We start from the raw sequence: 21,098 nt of genomic DNA on the forward strand, positions 1-21,098 counted from the left end.
CATCCGACGCCACCCTTAGGCTCTTCTACATGGATACGGACGCCGACCACTTCGCAACGCCCCGGATGGCTGCCGGGGCGTTGTTCGTTGACGACCACGACCGAGTCCTTCTCGTGCACAAGACCTACAGCAACGGCTGGGACGTCCCAGGTGGTTACGTCGACATCGGGGAGTCGCCAGCTGCGGCGTGCCGCCGGGAACTGCTGGAGGAGTTGGGCCTCGATCGAGAGCCGCAGCGTCTACTAGCTGCGGACTGGGCACCGAACGAGGGGGAAGGCGACAAGGTGCTCTGGCTGTTCGACTGCGGAGCACTCGGCGAGGATGAGCAGAGGATCAAACTCGACGGCGCAGAGCTGGACCGGTGGGAATGGGTGCCAGCTGCACGGCTCGACGACTACCTGATTCCGCGGCTTGCCCGTCGACTCGCTCAAGCTCATGCTGCTCAGAGCCGGGGCGATACGGTGTACCTCGAACACGGCCACTTGCCTGGTCTCAACGCACGGACACCTCAATTGCGCGCAAAAGACGAGTAGTCCTGCTGTAATTGCCGTGGCTACAACCGGCAGTGGGTCATGACAGAGCGACTTGGGGAAAGATTGAAAAGTCTAGGCTTAGGTAATCACGATGAGAACGCGCCTGAAGTTGACAGGTTGCTTGAAGAGCGGGTAAAACTGCTGCGCGAATTTCGTAGCTATCAGCGTCAAGTGCATAGGTGGACTATCTCGTTAGGTAAGCTTCGGTTTAGTCGCCCCGTCAGTAGTCAAGGTGTGGCATGGTTGTTTCTTGTGTGGCACCTGACGGCTGGTGTCGCAGGTGTTGTCATCACGATTATATGGTCGAGCAATCGGGCGCTGGGTATTGCGCTGGTCGTGGGGTCATTGTTTGGTTTTGGCAGCTTTCTTTCTCAGGTGTGGGGTCAGGCGATAGGTCGGGAGAAGGATTATTTGGCGAAGATCTGGGCGGATGACGAAATTGAGGAGATGCGTGTTAAATGGAAGCGAGTTAGGGAAATTGAGGCGCGCCTAAGGGAAATCGTATAGTCTGTGTGTTGGGTGGTGAGTATGGCTACGCATTGGCCGGGGGCACGGTTCACGTCACACTTTTGCCCCAACGAAACGACGGCAGACGACCACGAAGCACGATCCACAGTGGTCGTTCGCGGACGTTAAGCGGGCTGGTGGCTGTGGGTGCTGGCAGAGGTCGACAGGCGATGGGGGAGACGGCCAAGATCCGTTAGGTCCTCGGTCGGGCAAGCGTCAGGCGTAGATTCGCGCACTTGACCCGGGAGCACTCATGCGTCCGACTTGCGACCTGACGGATTGTTAGCCGTCTTGTTCGTTGTCTGCCGACACCTGCCCGACGCTGCCACCAGCGCGCTTAGCGTCCGCGAACGACCACAGGGACCGTGCTTCACGGTCTTCTGCCGTCATTTCATGGAGCAAAAGTGCGGCGTTGATCTTTTCTCGCCGGCCGCCACCGGCACGATCGAAGGCATGCACCAGGGCGACTTGTCGGCAAGCCCTACTGCCGGTTCGTGCCATCCAGAAGACTAGGCTCGGCACGTAGGGGAGCGATCGACTCCAGCGAGTATCCCTGCCCCTTCGCCTGGTTCGTGCCTTGGGCATAGGTGGTCACGACGGTGAAGGAGGCGACTACCGGCAGGTCACGGTGTCCGCCAAGTAGAGCAACTTGCTCCGCCAGATGCTCAGGGACAGTCGCCCGGAACGGACGGCCAGCCGTAGGGACGAACCCCACCGTGCTCGAAGACCAGGTCCACCCGTCGATGGTGCCTTCGAGTGTCGCGCTGGCGACTTCTTGTGCTTCCGATCGAGAAGCCCTGTTCAGACGTGAGGCGGCTGCCCGAGACAGTTTGACCGCAGCAGTACCTCGGCGTGGGTCGTGCCACACTCCTCTGACCTCGAACTCTCCCTTCAACGTCGCCAAGGCGAAGGCACCCACCGCTCGCCGAGCAGACATATTCAGATCTTGCAGTGCCGCAGCCACCTCAGCACCGGTTGGGTCCTCGGTGTTCTCAGCCACCGCCATTAGAGCGACAAGACGTCGTAGACCAGCAGTTTCAACGCGTGCCAAACGCTCAGGCGAGATTGCGCCGGGAGGGGCTTCGGGAGCACTGGGAGTGAAGGTCAGTCTCACGCTGCCAGTACCGGGCATCACCTGAAGGTTCGAGACCAGACGCCTCAACCCTTGGATACTCTTCGTGACCTCCTTGACCACGGCCGCTGACGCCCCCACGAACCGAGCCAGCAGTGCCGCGTCAGTGGCGTGTCCGCGGACGGACTCGCCGTCCAAGTGGAGGTCGAGCTCAGGAGTCTTCCCGTACAGCGCTGTCACCAACTCCTCACGGTGACGCCTCAGCCCACCTAGACCCGGGTAGTCAGGCGACAGCGTGCGCAGGAGCTGATCGACCTTGCCCAGGTCTTCGTGCGGATCGACGGGCCTAGCCAGCCCCACGCTACGACGGAAAAGCACAGGTGGGAGCGGTTCAGTCATGATGACCACCTCACCTCCACAAAACCCTTGCTGTTGTCGTAGGAGACGAACTCTTGCTCTCCTCCAGTGTGCCCGCTACTCCCCACCTTGACACGAGACCAGAGGGCTGACCAGTGGTCCAGCTCGCTCACGCTGTCGTGGTAGAAGTCATGCCCCTCGGGGAACCAGTAGATGCCCCTGAAGTCCGTGAGATGTTCCGACGCCATCCCACCCGGCTCGTAGCGTTCTTCCAGGCAGTGGCGGACTCGCCTCGTCGCCTCCACATGATCCACATCGCCGCCCTGCCAGATCGACTTCAGCTCAGGCCCGTTGACCAACACAGCGATGTCGATGTCGGACGGCTGCTCGACGCTGGTGACGAACGAGCCGTTCACCCACACAGCAGCAATCGGCACCTTGAGCGCGGCCATCTGCTCTAGACGGCTGCGTGCAGTCAGGAGCATCGCCATCCGCATGTGCGAACCACCGAAAACGCGTTGAATCTCATCCCAAGTGGCCGCATGAGGTACCTCGGACACAGGAAGCACCTTCAGCTCCGGAGCGACAGGGCATGTAACCAGAGCTGGGAGCATGCGGCCTCCACGGTCGACGACACATCGGTCCATCGACGCCTGGTGATGAGTTGTTACACAACGCTATGCGCTAGGACTGCTACGTAGAGACAAACAAGGCAGGCGATACGATTACGTTACGTGACGGACCCTCTAGAGAGGGCTTCGTGTCATCCCGCCGACCTGGCTCGTCCCAACGCACGCGTCAAGGGGGCGCGTCGACAGATGATGCAAGGTTGGGCTGGGAGTGCCCCTTTTGACGCGTGCGGTTGCCCTCGGGGAGGTCGGCGGGTGACACGACGCCCCGGCCCCACGCTGGTAGCCGAACCAGCGGTGCCGTTCGGTCATCCTGCTGGCCTGCCGCGCGGCGAGCGCTTCTGTTGGTCTCTTGCGGTCGCCTTCGGGGTCGCTGGCTGTTCCTCGCCGACGTCGGGACCGGCGCCCTTTCCTCGCGTGGCACGCCCGCGGGCCGCCAGGCCCGCTAGGGCGTACCGCACTACTGGGCGTCGGTCCTTCGGCGTTGGTCTGACACCAACGGCCAGCGGCCCACGAAGGTGAGCCGCCATGGTGAAGAGAAGAATCTGCGAGCACGAGACGATCGACGCGGCCTACGCCTGGGCCAAGATCGATCGGCGCGCTTGTCAGGTCATCAAGTGAACCCAGCCCGCGTCCCTGCTGGTTCGGCCGGTGGCTTTCATAGACTGACTCGGTTCGTCGCCTCTGCGGGGCTCTCGGGCCGCCCTGTGCGGCGTTCTGCGTCGTCGACCAGCCTCGACAGGCCTGTTCCGCGCTCTGGTGGCCATGTACTACTACTGCTCTTCCCTTCTCAGGATCAGAAGGCAAACCCGAAAACCCGCAAGAGGCGGACGAAGTGTGCTCTGACCTGCGCTGATGATCTGCGGGGGTTGGGTGCGGGTTTTGCTAAGGCGGCGGGTTTGAAACCCGCACCCGCAGGACGGCCCTACTACCCCCGCGCTGGCTAGTAGGGCCGCATGTCACTCCTCGTGGTCCGGCCGACCGTCACCCACACAGCTGAACTAAATTTCATAGATACTCACGGAGATCGGAGGCGAACCTCCCAATAGGCCTGAGTAGTACGCCTTGGTTGTACCGGCGAACGAAATATCCTCGTTGCGCCAGACCGCCACCCAGCCACCTTTGATTAGCTTTGCCATGGTCGATTCTGAAGGAGGAGAATTCAGCAGGAACGCCGGTCTGGAAGGTTGCACCTTCTGGCGGCCAACTTCGTACTCGTTCAACTTGGGACGGAGGCTGAAATCGGACGGGTCGAGGAACGCGCTAGCGACAAAATTAAAGCGGTACCTTTCGCCATCGATCGCGTTGACGATCACCTGGTCGTTGAGTATTAAGGGATCCATGCCTCTTGGCTGGAGGTAGGCCACAAAGTCGACTATAACGGAATATCTTAGAAACTGGTACTCGTCGTATTCTTCCACGACATTTACGTTCGTTACCGAGTCGTGGGCAATGGACAATTTATGGTCAACGCTAATTCGGCTAAGCAGCGAGTCCGGACGACTCATGTACAAGCGTACGCCAGCTATCGACCGCATTTCTTCATAAAGCTCCGGCCTCGGCCCCTTGCGTTCACCGGACTCGATCCGCCACCAATCTGGTTTCGCGTCTCCGGTTACGAATAGTACATCCACCCTTTGCTTTACGGCATGTCTGAGCGTCTGTGTCCAGACAAGGTAATCGCCACGTGGATCACCTGTCTTTTTTCCTTGATCTTTGAACCCTGGCGGCACTTTCTCCAACATGCGCCTTTCGGCTTCTTTTAAGGCGAACTTATGGTCGGTCGCCGAAAGTGCGGGCCCAACCCGCCCTTCGAGTATAGGTTCAAGTTCGCGAAGCACGGGATCCTTTGCAGTGTCGAAGGCGTCGCCGATGTCCGACGGCTCCCCCAGTCTCCTAATCTCCTTGTCGACGTGGTTGAACGCTGAGGAAATTTTCTGCCGTAGAGGATCTAGCTCGGTATTGGGAAGCGAGATCCGTCCGGCCCATTGTTGCAACTTCTCGAAAGCGATATCGGCGACTGAAGAAATATCATCAGCCGTTCGTTCCGATAGGCCTCGCGCCTCGCCTATGACATTTTCACGGTTGCGCCAGAACTCCTCTGCAACCTGATGCGGTATCCAGATCCTGTCGATAACAGCCCTGAGTGCCTCTAGGAAATCGGCGCGCGCAGTTGGCGTGTAACGATATAGGTTGAGAAGTGCATTGGTGTCGAACACCAGTATTCCCTCGCGCAATACGCGTGAGTAATCTTCTTCTGACACTGAACTGTATGCGCCAAAGCTGGTGGAAAGTCCCACATTGCTCTCAACGGAGGATGGGCCTATATCGTCGCCTGCCGTGTCTTCAGAGGTCACGCCTTGAAAGAGTAGGACAAACAGCACGCTGAGACACCATGATCTTGAGAAGTCGTGCGTTGCGGCAGGCAGGCTGGCTGCCGCACTTTCGTGCTGGTGGTCAGGTGTATGGCAAGACAGGTCTGGGACCGGAGACAGCACCCGTCTCCGGAGGGCGGTGCGATCACTTGCGCTGACAAGCCGTCTACCAGGATAAACGGCAAAGCGATCTTGTCCTTGAGGGCGGCTTTGGCCCGTATTTGGCACACATGGCGGTAGGACCAGCGCGCCCGACCTCCGTCGGCCGGCCGTGCTACCTGACCGGGCATCAAGTAGCGCGGCGCTCGTGGACCACGTGTGGACCAGGAACCCAGCAACGGCAGCAAAACCCGAGACAGTAGCTTGCGTGAGTCGACAGTGGAGACTGTGTTTTCCCAGCTAGACGGCTACCCGGACGTCCTGGGGGTCAAGGGGTCGCAGGTTCAAATCCTGTCGTCCCGACGGCCAAGAGGGTCTTCGCAGGTCAGCCACTGCGAAGGCCCTCTTTTGTGATCTTGGCTCGTTCTTCGGGTCGAGCACGTCGCTCAGCGGCACCTTGACTCGTCGTTTCGTGCGATCTCTGGCCGGTGCTCGTACTGGTTTACATTGCTGACATGTCGTTGTTCGGCTTGAGGGACGGTGGTCGAACCCCTTGACTGGGCGTCGGCCCGAGTAAAGTGGTCGGCTGGTTGGTTGAGCTGCAACCGGACCGCAATCAACCAGGGCACTGGGTTCCTGCTCGTGCTGGTTGGGCTCTGCCGGAACGATGGAGTCAGCCACTTCGAGCGACGCGCATATCCTGATGCAGCCGCACAAGGACGCCCTCGCTGTCCTGCCACACTAGGCGGTTGGCTTGAGCTAGTGCGGGTGAGCTCGACGTCTTGCCTGCCGGATCGGTCGGTGCGTTCGGGGTCGTCGTAACAGCAGTTGTGTTCTCCGGCGTTGCGACAGGGGCGAGCGGTGGGCATGGTGCGGATCGTGGAGCCCTGTGTAGCGGTGCTCCGGCGGTCACCTCGGTCACGATGTCTGCAGGGGTGAAGCGGTTCCGGCCGCTGGAGCGGGACAGAGCGGCACGAATGGCATTGCGGATTCCCGCGGCCACCGTCGCGGGCGGTGAGCTGCGACGTGGCGGCGGCCTCTCGTTCTGATGGTTTTCAGGCTCGACGTAGAACGACCCCTTGGGGCAGCCCGGTGAACCGGGCTGCCCCAAGGGTCATCTATGCCCGCTCAGCGGCGGGTCAGTCCTCGGTCGGTGTGCCGTACGAGCGCCGAGCTGGGACGCGGCGTCGGGGTGGGGCGCGCCGTTCGTCGCCCCTTGCCGCTTCGGGACGGGTAGGACGTGCCGCGGCGCACTCCGCAGGTGAGGATCGCGCCAACGTAGACGGTAAGCATTCTTTCTCCTGACATCTTGTTGAGCTGCCCATGTCGAGGCGGGCAGGGCCGAGTCTATTCGTGCACGTTAACACTTTCGAGTGAATCCTCGATCGCGTTGTAACGGGTCTTGCCCGGCCTGCGATCTAGTCTTCCATGCCGTTGGCCGGAAGTGGACCGAAAGTCCTGATCAGAAGCTGAACAAAACCTGAAAGCGATCTGGCTGGACACGGGCGGTGGCGGGCTGATGAGATACGTGGCGAACGAAACGGACGGCCCCGCTAGTCAAGGCAGGCAGGATCGAATGAAGTTCCGGCTCTTCGGGAGGGTGGCTGTCGTGCTAGACGGGGCTGCCCGACCGACGCACTTACGCCCCCAAGTGGCTGCTTTCCTGGCTGTCCTGCTCCTGTCTCCCGGCTTCACCGCTGATTTGACTACCATCGGGTCCTATCTGTGGCCTGGAAGTAAAAATATATTGGACAACAGGATTCAGCAGTGCGTGCGCGAGCTTCGCAAGATCCTCGGGCACGACACCGTGCAGCGTGTCGGTCCGGGCATGTACTGCCTAGTCGTGAAGCCTGAAGATGTCGACCTCCACTGCTTCGAGGAGTTACTCGAGACCGCCAGAGGTGCCACCGGGGCCGAGCGTGCCACGCAATTCGGGCAGTGCATGAGCCTCTGGAGCGGTCCGCCGCTGACGAACGTAGACGGTGTCGGTTTCGACGGTGACCGGGATCGACTCGCGGAAGTGTGGAAATCCGTGTGCATCGACTATGTCGCCGCGGAGTGTGAAGTCGGTGCTGTTGCAAATATTGCGACACGCCTGCCTGGACTTCTCAAGCCGTGGTCGGGCGACAAACGATATGCGCAGATCGTAGAAGATATCCAGGAAGCTTACGTCAAGCACAAATCGAACAGTAATCGGGCGGAGTTCGCTTCGCCGAGCGAGACGGTGCCAAGGCAACTTCCGGCTCACCGGACGAGCATTGTTGGACGGGATACTGTGTTGGCCTCGATTGACGTCGCGCTCACTGCGGGTGATGGCCCGCGCATCTGTGTGCTTACCGGCACGGCAGGGGTGGGCAAGAGCCTTGCGGCGCTGCGGTGGGCGGAGACCCGTGGTGAGTACTTCCCCCACGGGATCCTGTACTTCGACCTTAACGGCTTCTCGACGCACAAGGCGGTAGAACCGGAGCAGGTGCTGGCCAGGTTCCTGGACGACCTGGAAGTCGAGATTCCCCGCTCAAAGGACGGGTTGGACGTCGCGTTCCGCACGGCTTTAGCCGAGCGGGCTGTCCTCGTAGTCTTGGATAACGCCAGGGACGCGGGGCAGGTGCGGCCGATCCTGCCCGGTCCGGGACTCAGTGCCGTGGTCATCACCAGCCGCCACCAGCTTACGGGTCTCGCTGCTGTGGAGGGTGCCGCGGTTGTCGCGGTGCCCCGCCTTGGCGAGGACGACTGCGCGGTGCTGCTCGGTTCCGTGATCGGCCGCACCAGAATGGACGCCGAGCCGGAGAACGCGCATGAGCTCCTGCGGCACTGCGCGGGACTGCCGCTGGCGGTGATCGTCCTCGGCTCCCGGATCGTGGCCAGGAACGTCGTCAGCCTGGCCGACATCGTCGCGGAGCTGCGGTCGACGGTCCGCCGGCTGGAGTCCTTCGTCGACGACGAGGCTGAACTCAACGTGCGAGCCGTATTCGAGTCCACCCTGGCCCAGCTGAGTCCGCGTGCCACCGCGCTGTTCTGGAAGCTCGGGGTCCACCGAGGCCCTTCCATTAGCCGGGCGGCGGTCGGCGCCCTGTCCGCCCTCGGTGACTCCGACGCACGGGACGCGCTGGCCGAACTGCGATCCGTCCACGTGGTCGAGGAGGTCTCGTACGAGCGGTACGCGATGCACGACCTCCTGCGGGCCTTCGCCGAGGAACGCGCCACCGAGGAGTCCGCTGCTGAGCGTCGGGTGGTCGTCGAACGCATCCTGGGCCACCTCGTGCACAACGTGCGGGCCTGCGACCGTGTGATCTCACCGGTGCGGGAAGTCCCCACCGGAGGGGCGCCACCCGGCATCCCCGTCGTCGCACCTGCGAGTCCGCAGGCCGCCATGGCCTGGTTCGACGCCGAGTATGAGGTGATCACCGCAGCCGTGGACCAAGCCGAATTCTTTGGCTTGGACCACTACACCTGGCTGCTGCCTGTCGTCGTCTCGACCTACCAGTGGCGCAGGAGTCGTTACCTGGACGCACGCAGGATGCTGGAGAGGGCACTCCTGGCCGCCGAGCGGGTCGCCGATCCCGGTGACATCGCCATGGTGCTGCGGATGTTGGCCGGGACGGACCGTGGGCTGGCGCGGCCCGACCACGCCAAGATCCGGCTCGCCGACGCCATCGCACTGTGCGACCACGGCGTCGATCCCCTCGGCTATGCGCACAGCTCTAACGCCCTTGCCGTCATCCACAGGGAGAACGGGGAAGCCGATCTCGCTGAAAGCCGCTTCACGGACGCGTTGGAGATTTACCGCGACGGCGGGGACGCGGCTGGCGTGGCGGTGAGCCTCAACGGTATCGGCTGCGTCTTCTTCGACCGTGACGACCTAGACAAGGCTTTGGCTTTCTGCGAGGAGGCCCTTGAGGTGTCCATGATGTCGACAGACGAGAACGGGCGGGCGAACGTTTTCGGCAGCCTTGCCGATATCAAACTTGCCAAGAAGGAGTACGCGGTTGCAGTAGACCACTGCCGGTTCGCAGTCGAGATCTTTCGTCGACTGGACTACAGGCAGAACGAAGCACAGGCCCTGTGCCGATTGGCGGACGGATTGGAGGCGATGGGGAACAAGGTGGGGGTGCGGTCGGCCCTAACTCGAGCCTTGGAGTTGTTCGAGGAACTCTCCCACCTGGGTGCCGCCGAGGTCGCCAGACGGTTGAGGACTCTCGGATGACGCTCATGGAGGTACTGGCTCGAGACTCACCTGACGGCGACGGAACAGCGGTAGCGCATTGTCGGATCGGCGCCGATGAGCTTGGGATTCGGAGGAGAACCAGCAGCGGGGCGGAAAGGACGCAGGCGGTCGACGACTTCGGCGGCGGTCTGGATCCGGAGCCGGGGTTCCCAGTGGATCATGTCCAAGACGACGGGTGCCAAGGGCGCGGGCACATGCGTGAGGTCCGGCTCCGGCGGTGGAAGTCTTCTCTTGCGTGCACGCGTCAAGTAGTCGTCCGGGTAAGGCAGGTGAAGGGTGAGTAATTTGACCAGAATGCACCCTATGGAGAACACATCGGCGCTGGTGCCGATCCGGAGAGGCATCGCCTGCTCGGGCGCGGCGAATCCGTCGGTACCTTCACGTAGTGGGGGCTTGCGGCCTGCTACCCAGGTTGAGCCGAAATCGATGACGTAGACATCGCCGTTGTGGTCGATCATCGCGTTGCCGGGTTTGACGTCACGGTGCACGTATCCCGCTTCGTGTAGCAGTGAGACTGTTTCGGCGACTTGGGTGACGATCGACACGGCGATGTCCTGCTCCATCGGGCCGTGGCTCACGCTCGCGTATCTTTCCACCGTCACCCCCTCGACCAGTTCCATTACAATTACCCAGCCTTCATTATGTCTTGCGATGTCGAAGTACTCGGGTATCCCGCGGCTTCCCTTGTAGTGCTTGAGGATCCTTGCTTCCTCTTTGAATCCCATTTTGTTCGACTCGAAACCGGCGTTCGACTCGAAAGTGCGCGGGTGTTGGAACTTGATGGCGACCTGTCGGTCCAAACGTGTGTCATAGGCGGCGAAAGCTGTCCCGAACGACCCGCCGCCGAGTGGTCGATCGATGACGTAGCGTTTTGCGACGACGTCGCCCCTGCGCATTCGACTTCCCCTTTCACCAAGTGAAACCAGCAGAGGAGGAACATGTCGCCGTGGCAGCCGCCTGAGGGCGTCACCGGTGAAGTGGCCGCGATCGTGGTTACCGCCGCCGCGCCGAGGGGTAAAAAGTATAAGTGCGCGATGGCCGAGGCAATCCGGGCCCGGCCTGATCTTCGGGTGCGGTCGGGACGGGCGTCAGCCAAGGAGCGGCTCCAGCACTTCACGCTCGGACCATTCATGGAGAGCCTCGACGCGGTCGAGCGGCACCACAGGCCGCTGGCCTTATCGGACGTGCTCGGGGCCGTCGAGAGGAACGCCCGGTTGCATGATGGGTTGAAGAAGTGGACCTCTGACGCCATCCGACGCTACATGGAGGTTTTCAACCGGGAGCACGACACGCCGGAAACCCGGCTCCGGCACGTCCCGAAGCGGTGGATCTACCGGGTGGAGGTGTGTAAGCCAGGCGAACGAGGGGCGCAAGCGTATGAGATCAGTGCGTGGGGACGCTGCTACGAGTCTGTGGACGGTCGGGTCCGCGAGCTGCGGTTGATCGGCATCCGGGCGGGCGCAGAACCTCGTACGGATGCCGAGATCGCCATTGCCGCGTTCGTCACCGCCCGCGCCGCGCCCGACGACCAGCTCGAACGCGTGAGGGTGGTCGTCTTCGCGCCCGACTCGGACGAGCAGGCAACGCTATTCGACGACACACCGCAGCGGGCAGTGAGCGCGTACGAAGAGCATGGGCGGGGCGCCCTGGCGGAGATCGTCGACGGGCACGGCTACCAGCCGGGCACCGCGTGCCTGCGGTGCGCTTTCGCCCCCCGATGTCCGGCGCTGCCGAGGGCTAACGGGCTGCTGGGCGTCGACGGTGTCGGACGGCCGCGGCGGTCGTGGTCGGTGACCAGCGGGCGGGCCTACCAGGCCTGCCCCGCGCGGGCACACCTACGGGACCTCAACCTCCCGACGAGCCGCGCCGTCGAGCACAGCGACGCCGCCCGGCGAGGCCGCGCCGTCCACGCCCTGCTCGCTGCCCGCCACACCGACCGCGCGGATGGTCCGTGCACCCTTGATCTCGGTGTGGACTGGAGCGCCGACGGCCACGGGCTCACCACGGACGACCTGGCATTGGGCAAGGCGATGCTGCGCCACCACGCCGAAGTATGCCCTCTGCGGCACCTGCCTGCCGACGCCCGCGTTTGCGTCGAGCCGAGGTTGACCTTCGAGGACGAGCAGGCCCAGGTACTCGTGATCGCCGAGCCGGATCTGCTCTACCGCGACGGCGGGTCCTGGGTCTGGCGTGAGGTGAAGACCAGTGCACGGGAGCACCGGGGAGGCACGGACCTTCTGTCCGCCTACCCGCAACTCGCCCTCGGTGTCCTCGTCCTGGCCCGGGGTGAACTCGGCGGGTCCCGGGCGCGAAGCCGAGTCGAGTTGGAGGTGCTACGTCCCGGCGGGGTCGACTTGGAGGTGGTCGACCCATTCACACCGCAGGTCCGGCAGAACGCCGAAGCCGTGATCCGGGACATGGTCCACCGGTGGCGTGCCGACGACCTGTTCACGGCTCAGCCCACCGCCCACCATTGCGCCCGGTGTGAGGTGGCGGTCTGGTGCCGTGCCAAGGATGAGCTGGCGGCCCGATGACCCCGTCCAATCTGATAGGCACCGACCTCGTCCGCCAGATCGCTCGCGGGGTGCTGGCGATGCGCGACTTCCACCGTGGTGGATACGCCCTGCCCTACCCACCGGAGACGCAGCTCGCGCTGGACCGCATCGTCCTGGCCTGCTTGCTCGAAAACCGTGAGCCGCCGGTCGGTGTGCCTCACCTGATGCGGCTGTGCGAGATGCCGTTCGACAAGTGGCTGACTGACATCTCCGGGGAATGCGGCGAACCTGACACGGTGCTGATCAACCCGCACACACGGCAGCCCACCCTCGCGTGCGCCGAGTGGTCGGTCAGCGGGTCGAACGTCGGTTCCGATGCGCCCACGAGTTCCGTGCTGCTACGCCTGGCTGTGGAGAGCCACTCCACCTGGTCCGCTTGTCGGGACTTCCTCATCGAGCACCCCGTGATCGACCTCCACGCGGGGCCCGGATTCCTCACCCGGCCAGAGATGAAACGGATCTGGCAGCACGTACAGGCCCTGTACGTCGACCTTCGGCCTGAACTGCGCTGTCCGTTCTGTGGGCTTTTCGCGTCCAAAGGCAAGGACGGTGCCGGGTGGTGCGAAAGCGAGACTTGTGATGCGTTCACGCTGAAGCAGGGAAGAGTGGACAAGAAGGTCAAGGCGCTTCCCTGGGCGATTCGCCTCTCGCTGGTTCTCGCGGGCCGCGTTGAGCGAGCGTTGCGAGCGTCGCTCGTGTCCACGGGTGCCGAAGTCCGGATGGCGTCGGAACCGTTCGTCCACGCCCTGATCACTCTGCCTGTCGGGGCCACCTGGGCGCTTGTGGTCCGCGTCGACACTCAACCCGTCTTGCTCGCCGATGCTGTCCGCTCGTGGGGCGTGTTGGCGGGCGTGGACCGGATGGTCGTGGCGGTCCCGGAGGCCGTGATGCGGCCACGAGCTGACTACAGCACGGTTTTCGACCGGCACAACACCGACCACGCCTGGACGTTGCGCAGCACCAGGCGACTTCTCACTGAAGCGAAGACGGCTGCAAGGAAGGTGAATCAGCGTGCGTGATCCTGCGGCAATCCTCAAGGACGTGATCGAAGAACTAGTCGCGGCAGGCCTCGAGCATCACCAGGCCGAACGCCTCTGCACCATCGAGGTGGGGCTGTACCTCGCCGAACTCGTCGATCGGTCCATACCCGTCAGCGACGCTTGGACGCTGTTCAGCGGTTACCCGTTCGCCGAGAAACGCGGGCTGCTGGACGAACAGAAGGCCGCCATGCGCCGTGCCGCCCGATACACCCTGTGGAACTTCGGCGGTCCCCAGGCGTGGCGGGACGCCCTGGAGCGGTATGAGTTGTTTCCCGACGGCCTCGCCGGATACGGCTGGCGGAGCGCCGAGTCGCCTGCCCACCGACGGCCGGTGCGTGTCTCATCCCACCGGTGGACGGTGTACCAGTCCCTCGTCGACCAGGCCCCTCCGTTCAAGCGTCGAGGCACGGACACCGCCGTGGACGACATGTTCCACTTCTTCGCGGGGCGTGACCAGGTGACTGTTCGAATCCCCCTGGTCCAGCCGGCCGCCTTCCCCCGACACGACCTGACCCAGTGGCCGTCCGACGCGGGCAAGCCGATAGTGGTGCCCCGCCAAGCGCTTCTGGACGCGGCAGGGCGGATGGATGGGATCGTCCCGCGGAAGTGGAAACAGACACTTGAGGAAGCGCAGTTCCTCGTGCCAGGGAATGACCGCACCTCGGTCACGTCCTTCACCATTGACCGGATCTTCCACATGCTGGGGATCGTCGGCGTGGGAAAGAGCACCCTGCGAGACACCCTGACCTACTACCTGGTCACTGAAAAGCAGATGCGGGTGACCATCGTGGTCGGTGATGTCGCGGAAGTGCTTTCCCTGGTCGAGATGTTCACCAAGCTCGGCTGCGCCGCGGCACCCGTGCTTGGTGTGACCAGCCGCGAGCAGCACACTCAGCGACTGCACCGCAGGATCGCGGGCAAGGACGAGCGGAACGCGCTCGCGCACGACGACCCGGCATTCATCCACCTCAGCACGTCCTGTGCGCTCAACGCGCTGGTCCACGAGGACGACGCGCCCATCTCCTACAACGACGCCCCGTGCGACTTCCTCCGCCGCCAGCGAAAGCGGAAGCCGAAAAACTCCGACCGTCAGCTTCCGGACTACACCCGGTTGTCCTACTCGTGCCCGTTCTGGGGGAAGTGCCCCCGGCACCATCCCGCCCGCGCCCTTGTTGACGCCGACATCTGGGTGACGACGCCCGCCGGTCTGGTGGATGGCTCCGTGCCGCGGTCGCAGAACGCCGAACGAATTCGCTACCTGGAGTTGGCCGCCCGGCGCAGCCACCTGGTCATCGTTGACGAGGCCGACCGGGTGCAGATGCAGCTCGACCAGATGTTCGCCCCGGCGGTCACGCTGGCAGGCGAAGCCAGCGTCTCGTGGCTCGACCAGCTCAGCACTCACAAGATCCAGGAGTTGGTGGCGGGCCGGCGCATCCAACTGTCGAACAGGGACGTCGAGAACTGGACCTCGGCGCTGAGCACGGCCTCGATGGTCACAGACCGGATTTACGCGCTGCTGGTGAGCAGTTGGGACCTGCGCAAGTGGGTGGCGTGGAGCTACTTCAACGCCTGGCAGCTCGGCAGCAGGTTCGTGAGCCTCCTGTTCGCCGACAGGGAGGAGGTGCTGGAAAAGCAGGCAGGGAAGGGCAAACGCAAGAAGGAGCGAAGGCCCGCGCCTGATGAAGAGACCGCCCTGAAGATGGAAGCGGCGAAGGTCCGGTTGAACAAGATCTTCGACGAGTTCCGGAAAGACCCGCACGGCCAGCGGGCCGACATGTGCGACGAGGCCGTGGCCCTGGTCGAGTTGGCGAACGGTCTGATCCATACCAAGCGTTCCAGACGAACGAGAAGCCGCGTCCAGGAGGTACTCGCCATCCTGCTTGGTGAGAGCGCGCAGCTGTGCTGGCCCGAGCACGAGCACGAGTGGGCACAGGTCGCTGACAAGCTCGAGCTCACGATTTTCCTCTGCGCCCTTGAGCCCGCGCTGGCACTGTTGACCGGGATGTGGCCGCTGGTCCAAGCGGCCCTCAACCTGAAGTTCAACGACCTGCACCGCAGGCCGCTCGACTACGGCCCACTGGTGCCGGAAGCGCCCATGGGAAACGTCCTGGGTTTCGAGTTCAGCACCCACGGACACGACACCGGCGGGGTACGCAGCGGTGAGCTGCGGTTGTTCCGGTGCAGCGGTGTCGGACGGGACCTGCTGAGCCGGATCCCGGACATCCCGCGCCCTGACGGCCACCCAGGGAGCCATGTACTGCTCATGTCGGGCAGCAGTTGGGCGGGAGAGTCGACGCGCTACCACATCCTCGAGCCGGTGGACCTCGTCCTGGAACCGTCGGCCGAGAAGATGAAACGGATCACCGACGAGAGCGCGCTTCGGCTGGAGTTCGCCAGGCACCTCGGGGTCCCGCTGACCCTCTCCGGTGCCGATCCGGACGACCGACCCGAAATACTGCAGAAGATGGTCGCCTTCTTCGCCGAGCGTGACGACGAGCCAAACAGCCGGTTCGAGTACGAACTCGTCTCCCTGCCGCCGAACCGACGCCACCTGCTGGTGCTGACCGGCAGTTACGACGAGGCGAAGATCGTGGCCGACGCCATCGCCCAAGCGATGCACCGCGACCGGGTGGTCCGATTGATGCCCGACGACGAGCCGGACCGCGAGGACGAGGACGAGAACGCCGCCCCCACCCTGAGGCGCGGAGACGTCAGCACCCTGGCCGGGCTCCCCGCCGCGATCCTGGTCGCTCCCCTGCTGGCCGTGGAGCGGGGTCACAACATCCTCGACCTCGACAAGGAAGAAGCCGCCATCGGCACGGTGTACTTCCTTGCGAGGCCGAATCCTCGGCCCGACGACCTCAGGCTCGCCATCCAAGCGATCAACGACTGGATTATGAGGAGTATGGCCGACGGGTCGTTCAGTCAACGCGTGCGCGACGCCGAGTCGATTGGGGCGGCTGGTCGGGAACTGCGCCACCTAGCCCGCAAGGAGTGGTACCGGGTGATGGGCCGGAGCCTGGCGTGGAGCCGGCTCGGCGACGACCGCGTCAGCGTCACCTGGGACCTCCTGGTGCTGATGTGGCAGGTCATCGGCCGACTCGTGCGCGGCGGCGTCGAAGCACGGGTGGTGCTCGTGGACGCGGCCTTCGCGCCCGGGACGGCGAAAGCTTTGGAACAGCAGAAAATCCCAGGGCAGAAAGTGCTCGTCACGGACCACGACGACGTGCAGACCAGCCTGCTGCTCAGCATCCGTGAAGTGCTCGGCGACTACCTGACCACCGGACGCGCAGGAGAACACAGTGCGCGTGAATGCGCGATCGTCACGTCGCTCTACGCGCCCCTCTGGCACGCGATCGACCGCTGCGTCCGCACACCGACCAATGGGGACTCTCTGTGAAGTACGAAAAGATCACGCTTGCCGCGTACCAGCCTTCCGGTGAGCAGTGGCTGAACACTTTTCGCACCGTCAAGTTCGGCGACGACTGGCGCGACGAGGCGCTCGCCCTACACAGGCTAGGCCGAGAACGGGTGGACGACCCCGCCACACTGCCGATCGACCAGCTCAACGAGTTGTTCCGGACCGTCGCCCCCGGTGTGGTGGCCACGGCCCGCGGCGCCGCGACCAACTCGTCGACACCCTGGCTCTACGCCGAGCACGATGTTCCCGTCAACCTTGTTGCGGCAGTGGTCAACACATGGGCGTTCACGTTGGGGCCGTACCGACCGCACCCAGACCCGAGCCGCAGGCTGGAGATCGAGGAGTCGGTCCTGAAAGTAGCCACGGCGTTGAGCACCTCGATCCCCGAGTGGGAGGACGAGGTCGTGGACTTGACCGCGTCCGGGATCTCCCAGGGAGGCACGGCGGTGCCGGACCGGCGGTTGTACCAACTGCTCCCGGAGGTCCTTGCCGCGCACTTGGCGTCCCAACCGTCCGTGCTGACGAGTCGGTTCCGGGTGGTCACCAGGGCACAGGGCACGGAGCTGGTGTCCTGGCCTCCCGTGTCGAAGCGGCGGAAGGGGCGCGACTGGTTCTACTCCCTCGTCATCGGCATCACTGTGCACACTGTGCCGTTCTCACCCGTGTTCCGGGTGCACGTCACCACCGGTATCCGCAGGTGGGTGACCGAGGACTCGGTCTCCGTCCCGAGAGACAGGGGCGTCGAGGCACTGTTCGCGGTCGCCCCTCCGTGGTCGACCGAACACCGGCACACCCCAAGGATGTCCAGCAACTTTCTCGCCCGGGACGGCGTGAACAGTGTGGTCCGGTGGCGGAGGGGGAGCCTGGCTACTCTCCTGCCCGACTTGGACATCATGCGGCAGTACCCGTCCGCGGCGGAGGTCGCTGCGAACCCACGCCGCTGGTTGGTCGGGGTTAGCGGAGTCCAGGCCGGAGTGGTGTACCGGCACGGTCTGGGGGATCACGAGATCGAGACCGGGATCGGACCCGACGAGCGGGCCGAACTCGATCGGTGGGTCGAGGACAACCTGCGCCCGTGGTTCCAGCGCACCTCGGACATGGTCCGCACCGGACACGCCGTCAAGCCCGCTCTGCGTGTGGAGAAGCGGTTGTCCCGAGAGGAGACCAGGGAAGAAGTGGACCGGCGGATGGCGCCCGCTCGGCGGGCGGCCCTGGCACGGGCGCTCGACGGCGTTCCCTTCAAGGTCGACATCCGCTGGCAGACGGAGCGGACCCGCGACCACTTGGTAGCCGCGTTCTGCGCCTTGCTGGACCTCCCGACCCCGGATTTTGGACCGAAGGGCGACGCGGCGTGGGTGTGGACCGAGGACGGCGTCGGGGTCGAGATGGTGTGCCACGAGTTCGACGTCACCGCGGCTTCTGCATTGGCTGGAGCAAAGAAGGGAGCTGACCGGAGGAAGCACATCACCTCCGAGATCAAGCACCGTCGCGCCCTAGTGCGCGGGTTGTTTGACCGGGACCTCAACCCCGTCCAGGAGGCAGGGGTGGTTCTCGTCGAGCTGCATGGCGAAAACAGCTTCGTCAAGGCCGGGACCGACCCGAAGACCGCTATCCGGCTGGGATGCGCCAGCGCGGGTCGGTTGAGCCAGTTCATCGAGAGGTTGGACGACGGCGAAGGGCTGGCTCACCGGGCGAGGATGGCCTGCCTCGACGGCCTGCGCCAGCTGGGGGCGGTGACCACGGCTCCACCGCGCCTCGGCGGCCTGCCCGACGGTATGTGGATGGTGGGTGTGTGGACCGCCCGGCGCCGCGCACGGGATGTGACCCGCCACGCCCACCGCGAGTTGGTCGTGGTCCGCGTCGAACCCCAGGATGGGCACTACCGGGTCGAAGGCTGGCACGACGGGCAGAAACGCTGGCTACCGTACCGCCAGTACCTGTTGTGCATGCCGGATATCGTTGCCGTCCGCCCAGGGTTCAAACACAGGCCAACGAATGGGCTGAAGGACGGGCAGGCGTCCACGCAGCGCCAGGTCCGCTCAGTCTTGTACCAGTTGCGGAACCGGCCCACGGCGCTGATGGTCAACTCAGAGAACATGCGCTTGTGGTGGCCTGGGGTCCGCAACTCCGAGTTGGAACGGGACATGGTCGCGTTCGGTACCGAGCCGCCGCAACGGTTGGCAATTCTGGGGGCAGACCTCCGCCTGATCCTCATCCGCACGGGTGGCAGCCGGACAGAGGTCCCTCAATGGTATGCGATGGCACCGGAACGAGACGCGGCGGGCTTCTCCGCAGGGATATGGCGGCCCGAAAAGACGGTGACGGACAATCGGGTGTTCGCCAGCACAGCGGAAGTGCCTCACACGGTCAAGGGGATGAACCGCAGGACGAGAAAAGTGTTGCCGAGCGACACCAATACGACCACGCCGACCAAGCACATGTGGAATCCCCGCTACGTCGAGATCACTGTCGCGGGCTGTCTCTCCTCGGCGGCTTTGGAGGCTGCGGGGCGCACTGGTGAACCGGATGACCCGGCGACCTGGGCGGCTTTGGCCCACCAGCAACGCTACGTTGACGACTACGTTCCACTCTCACAACCCGCTGTCTTGCACTGGGCCAAGCTTGTCGAGGAGTACGTCCTGCCGACCGATCCGTTGTGATCAACGACATTTGTCTTACGGTTGATAGTCCGTTCGGTGGTCGTGACCATGGTCGTTGGGCAAGTAGGCGTCTGGGCGACCTATTGAGCGCGGCGGCGGCAACAGTCAAGATCGAAATGCCGCTTCGCTAGACTCCTTTACTCGGCCAGTTACACTGGTGGTCGACCTGGAAGAACAGGACCAAGCACGCCGCTCAGTCGTTCTGCGACTGGGGGTCAAGGGGTCGCAGGTTCAAATCCTGTCGTCCCGACGGTCGTGACCAGCGGGTTCACCATGATGGTGAACCCGCTGGTTTCGTTTTGCGGCTTATGTGGTCGCGGTGTGGTCTCCTTCGGTCTGGCGTGCGGCATCGGCTGTGTCGAGGGCGTTGGCGATGACGTCGGCGGCGTCGTGTGCGACGTGGCGCAGTAGGTGGCCGTAGACCTCGGTCGTGGTGGACAGGGTCGAGTGGCGCATCGCGCGGAAGATCACGGCGAGTGGGACGCGTGAGTTGAGCATGGTGGTGGCGGCGAAGTGTCGCAGGTCGTGGACCCGGATTTTCGGTAGTCCCGCTGCGGCGGTGAGCTGGTGGAAGTGGTGCAGCACGTATTCGGGTCGTAGTGGGTTGCCGTCGCGTCGGCTGAACACGAGGTCGCGTCCGGGTTGGCGGAGTCGTTGGTGCTGGAGTGCGGTGACGACGCGGTCGGAGAGGCCGATCCAGGTGCGGCTGTTCTTGGTCTTCGGTGTGGTGAGGATCGGGGTGGTGTTGTTGATGTTGGACAGGGTGTGGCGGACGAAGGCGACGTGGTCGTCGAGGTGGATGTCGTGCCAGTGCAGGGCGAGTGCTTCGCCTTTGCGTAGTCCGGTGCCGATGATGATTTCGTACAGGTCGGCGAGTGGGTCGTCGTGCTCGTGGCAGTAGCGCAGGAACTTCGCGGCCTCGATCGGTGACCAGCAGGTTGGCTCGTACTTGGGTGGTCGGGGGACGAGCGCGTAGCGGGCGGGGTTGTGGGCCAGTCGTCGTTGTCGAACGGCGTCGGTGAGGGCGCTGGACAGGGTGGCGACACAGCGTCGCAGGGTGACCGGTCCGCGTCCTGAGGCGAGTTGGTTGCCGATGAACAGTGCGACGTGGTGGTGGCTGAGCGTGTCCAGTCGGGTGGTGCCGAGCGCCGGGATCAGGTCCTTCGTGACGTAGTCGTGGTAGCGGGCGACGGTTGTCGGCTTGAGCGTCAACGCCTTGGTGCGCAGCCACGTAGTCAGGTAGTCGGCGATGGTCTGCTTGTCGTCGGTGACGATGCCGGTGCGCTCGTACTCCAGCACCTTGCCCAAGGCCGCCTGCGCGTCTGTCCTGGAGGCGAACCCGCCCCGTCGCCTGGTCCGTCGCCGACCGTCCAGGGACGGCAGGTCGACCGCAAACGTCCACCGCCCGTGCGTACTGCCTGCCAGCTTGGGGCATCGTGCGCCGAGCTGCCTGCCTGCCGTGTCGCGGCAGGCGCAACGTCGGTACACCCGCCCGCGTTGAGGGTTGCCCATCGTGACCTTCTCTCATGTCCCATGTCGCTGTCGGACGTGGAACACGAGCGTGCGCCGAGTGCGACCACACGGCGACCACAGGCGCAGTCGGAGTGAGGTTGTCCCCTTGAACC

General features: G+C 64.0%; 13 protein-coding genes. 8 read left to right on the top strand and 5 right to left on the bottom strand.

All coding sequences use genetic code 11. The annotated features are described in order from the left end of the window. Positions 1 to 29 precede the first annotated feature (29 nt). Together F4560_RS43255 and F4560_RS43260 are read left to right on the top strand one after the other, a co-directional pair. On the top strand, positions 30 to 533 hold the full coding sequence (locus tag F4560_RS43255) for an NUDIX domain-containing protein (RefSeq protein WP_184928785.1): 504 nt from the start codon (positions 30 to 32) through the stop codon (positions 531 to 533). A gap of 39 nt (positions 534 to 572) precedes the next feature. Further along, complete coding sequence (locus F4560_RS43260) at positions 573 to 1,040, top strand: hypothetical protein (RefSeq protein ID WP_184928786.1); 468 nt, start codon at positions 573 to 575, stop codon at positions 1,038 to 1,040. 481 nt (positions 1,041 to 1,521) lie between these two features. Here F4560_RS43260 and F4560_RS43265 read toward each other — a convergent pair whose 3' ends face one another. The 3 genes from F4560_RS43265 to F4560_RS43275 all read right to left on the bottom strand — a co-directional run bounded on the left by F4560_RS43265 (position 1,522) and on the right by F4560_RS43275 (position 5,455). Next, a complete protein-coding gene (locus tag F4560_RS43265) occupies positions 1,522 to 2,511 on the bottom strand; it encodes a hypothetical protein (RefSeq protein ID WP_184928787.1) in 990 nt (329 codons plus the stop codon). After that, positions 2,508 to 3,029: a DUF6932 family protein gene (locus F4560_RS43270; protein WP_184928788.1), complete on the bottom strand. Its 522-nt coding sequence runs from the start codon at positions 3,027 to 3,029 to the stop codon at positions 2,508 to 2,510. The genes F4560_RS43265 and F4560_RS43270 overlap by 4 nt, the downstream gene beginning before the upstream one ends. 1,070 nt (positions 3,030 to 4,099) lie before the next feature. Continuing rightward, the gene (locus tag F4560_RS43275) at positions 4,100 to 5,455 is read right to left on the bottom strand and encodes a PIN-like domain-containing protein (RefSeq protein WP_184928789.1); all 1,356 of its coding nucleotides are present in this window, start codon (positions 5,453 to 5,455) and stop codon (positions 4,100 to 4,102) included. Positions 5,456 to 6,495: 1,040 nt separating this feature from the next. Between F4560_RS43275 and F4560_RS45895 the strand changes: the two genes are divergently transcribed. Beyond that, positions 6,496 to 6,621, top strand: a complete 126-nt coding sequence (locus F4560_RS45895) for a hypothetical protein (protein ID WP_281392025.1) — start codon at positions 6,496 to 6,498, stop codon at positions 6,619 to 6,621. Between the two features lie 722 nt (positions 6,622 to 7,343). Beyond that, positions 7,344 to 9,776, top strand: a complete 2,433-nt coding sequence (locus tag F4560_RS43280; protein ID WP_184928790.1) for an AfsR/SARP family transcriptional regulator — start codon at positions 7,344 to 7,346, stop codon at positions 9,774 to 9,776. 26 nt (positions 9,777 to 9,802) lie between these two features. Here the strand turns inward: F4560_RS43280 and F4560_RS43285 are convergent, their stop codons facing one another. Beyond that, entirely contained in the window at positions 9,803 to 10,693 is an 891-nt protein-coding gene (locus F4560_RS43285) for a serine/threonine-protein kinase (RefSeq protein ID WP_184928791.1), read from the bottom strand. Positions 10,694 to 10,735: 42 nt separating this feature from the next. On the opposite strand from F4560_RS43285, the gene F4560_RS43290 reads away from it, so the two are divergent. The 4 genes from F4560_RS43290 to F4560_RS43305 are packed head-to-tail and all read left to right on the top strand — an operon-like array spanning position 10,736 to position 19,473. After that, positions 10,736 to 12,331, top strand: a complete 1,596-nt coding sequence (locus F4560_RS43290) for a PD-(D/E)XK nuclease family protein (protein WP_184928792.1) — start codon at positions 10,736 to 10,738, stop codon at positions 12,329 to 12,331. Then, the gene (locus F4560_RS43295; protein WP_184928793.1) at positions 12,328 to 13,371 is read left to right on the top strand and encodes a pPIWI_RE_Y domain-containing protein; all 1,044 of its coding nucleotides are present in this window, start codon (positions 12,328 to 12,330) and stop codon (positions 13,369 to 13,371) included. Before F4560_RS43290 ends, F4560_RS43295 begins: the two co-directional genes overlap by 4 nt. Further along, a complete protein-coding gene (locus F4560_RS43300; RefSeq protein ID WP_184928794.1) occupies positions 13,364 to 16,792 on the top strand; it encodes a pPIWI_RE_Z domain-containing protein in 3,429 nt (1,142 codons plus the stop codon). The genes F4560_RS43295 and F4560_RS43300 overlap by 8 nt, the downstream gene beginning before the upstream one ends. Next, positions 16,789 to 19,473 (top strand): pPIWI_RE module domain-containing protein, encoded by a 2,685-nt coding sequence (locus F4560_RS43305; RefSeq protein WP_184928795.1) that lies wholly within the window; start codon positions 16,789 to 16,791, stop codon positions 19,471 to 19,473. The genes F4560_RS43300 and F4560_RS43305 overlap by 4 nt, the downstream gene beginning before the upstream one ends. Positions 19,474 to 19,779: 306 nt before the next feature. Here the strand turns inward: F4560_RS43305 and F4560_RS43310 are convergent, their stop codons facing one another. Beyond that, positions 19,780 to 20,985: a site-specific integrase gene (locus F4560_RS43310; RefSeq protein ID WP_246477971.1), complete on the bottom strand. Its 1,206-nt coding sequence runs from the start codon at positions 20,983 to 20,985 to the stop codon at positions 19,780 to 19,782. Between the last annotated feature and the right edge of the window lie 113 nt (positions 20,986 to 21,098).

It is taken from the genome of Saccharothrix ecbatanensis (assembly GCF_014205015.1).
In the GTDB taxonomy this organism is placed as follows: Bacteria; Actinomycetota; Actinomycetes; order Mycobacteriales; family Pseudonocardiaceae; genus Actinosynnema; species Actinosynnema ecbatanense.

What these genes read in the sequence shown, in the direction of transcription:
- F4560_RS43255 (WP_184928785.1), top strand. Translation starts at nt 30, where the DNA reads ATGGATACGGACGCCGACCACTTCGCAACGCCCCGGATGGCTGCCGGG.
- F4560_RS43260 (WP_184928786.1), top strand. Translation starts at nt 573, where the DNA reads ATGACAGAGCGACTTGGGGAAAGATTGAAAAGTCTAGGCTTAGGTAAT.
- F4560_RS43265 (WP_184928787.1), bottom strand. Translation starts at nt 2,511, where the DNA reads ATGACTGAACCGCTCCCACCTGTGCTTTTCCGTCGTAGCGTGGGGCTG.
- F4560_RS45895 (WP_281392025.1), top strand. Translation starts at nt 6,496, where the DNA reads ATGTCTGCAGGGGTGAAGCGGTTCCGGCCGCTGGAGCGGGACAGAGCG.
- F4560_RS43285 (WP_184928791.1), bottom strand. Translation starts at nt 10,693, where the DNA reads ATGCGCAGGGGCGACGTCGTCGCAAAACGCTACGTCATCGATCGACCA.
- F4560_RS43290 (WP_184928792.1), top strand. Translation starts at nt 10,736, where the DNA reads ATGTCGCCGTGGCAGCCGCCTGAGGGCGTCACCGGTGAAGTGGCCGCG.
- F4560_RS43295 (WP_184928793.1), top strand. Translation starts at nt 12,328, where the DNA reads ATGACCCCGTCCAATCTGATAGGCACCGACCTCGTCCGCCAGATCGCT.
- F4560_RS43310 (WP_246477971.1), bottom strand. Translation starts at nt 20,985, where the DNA reads ATGGGCAACCCTCAACGCGGGCGGGTGTACCGACGTTGCGCCTGCCGC.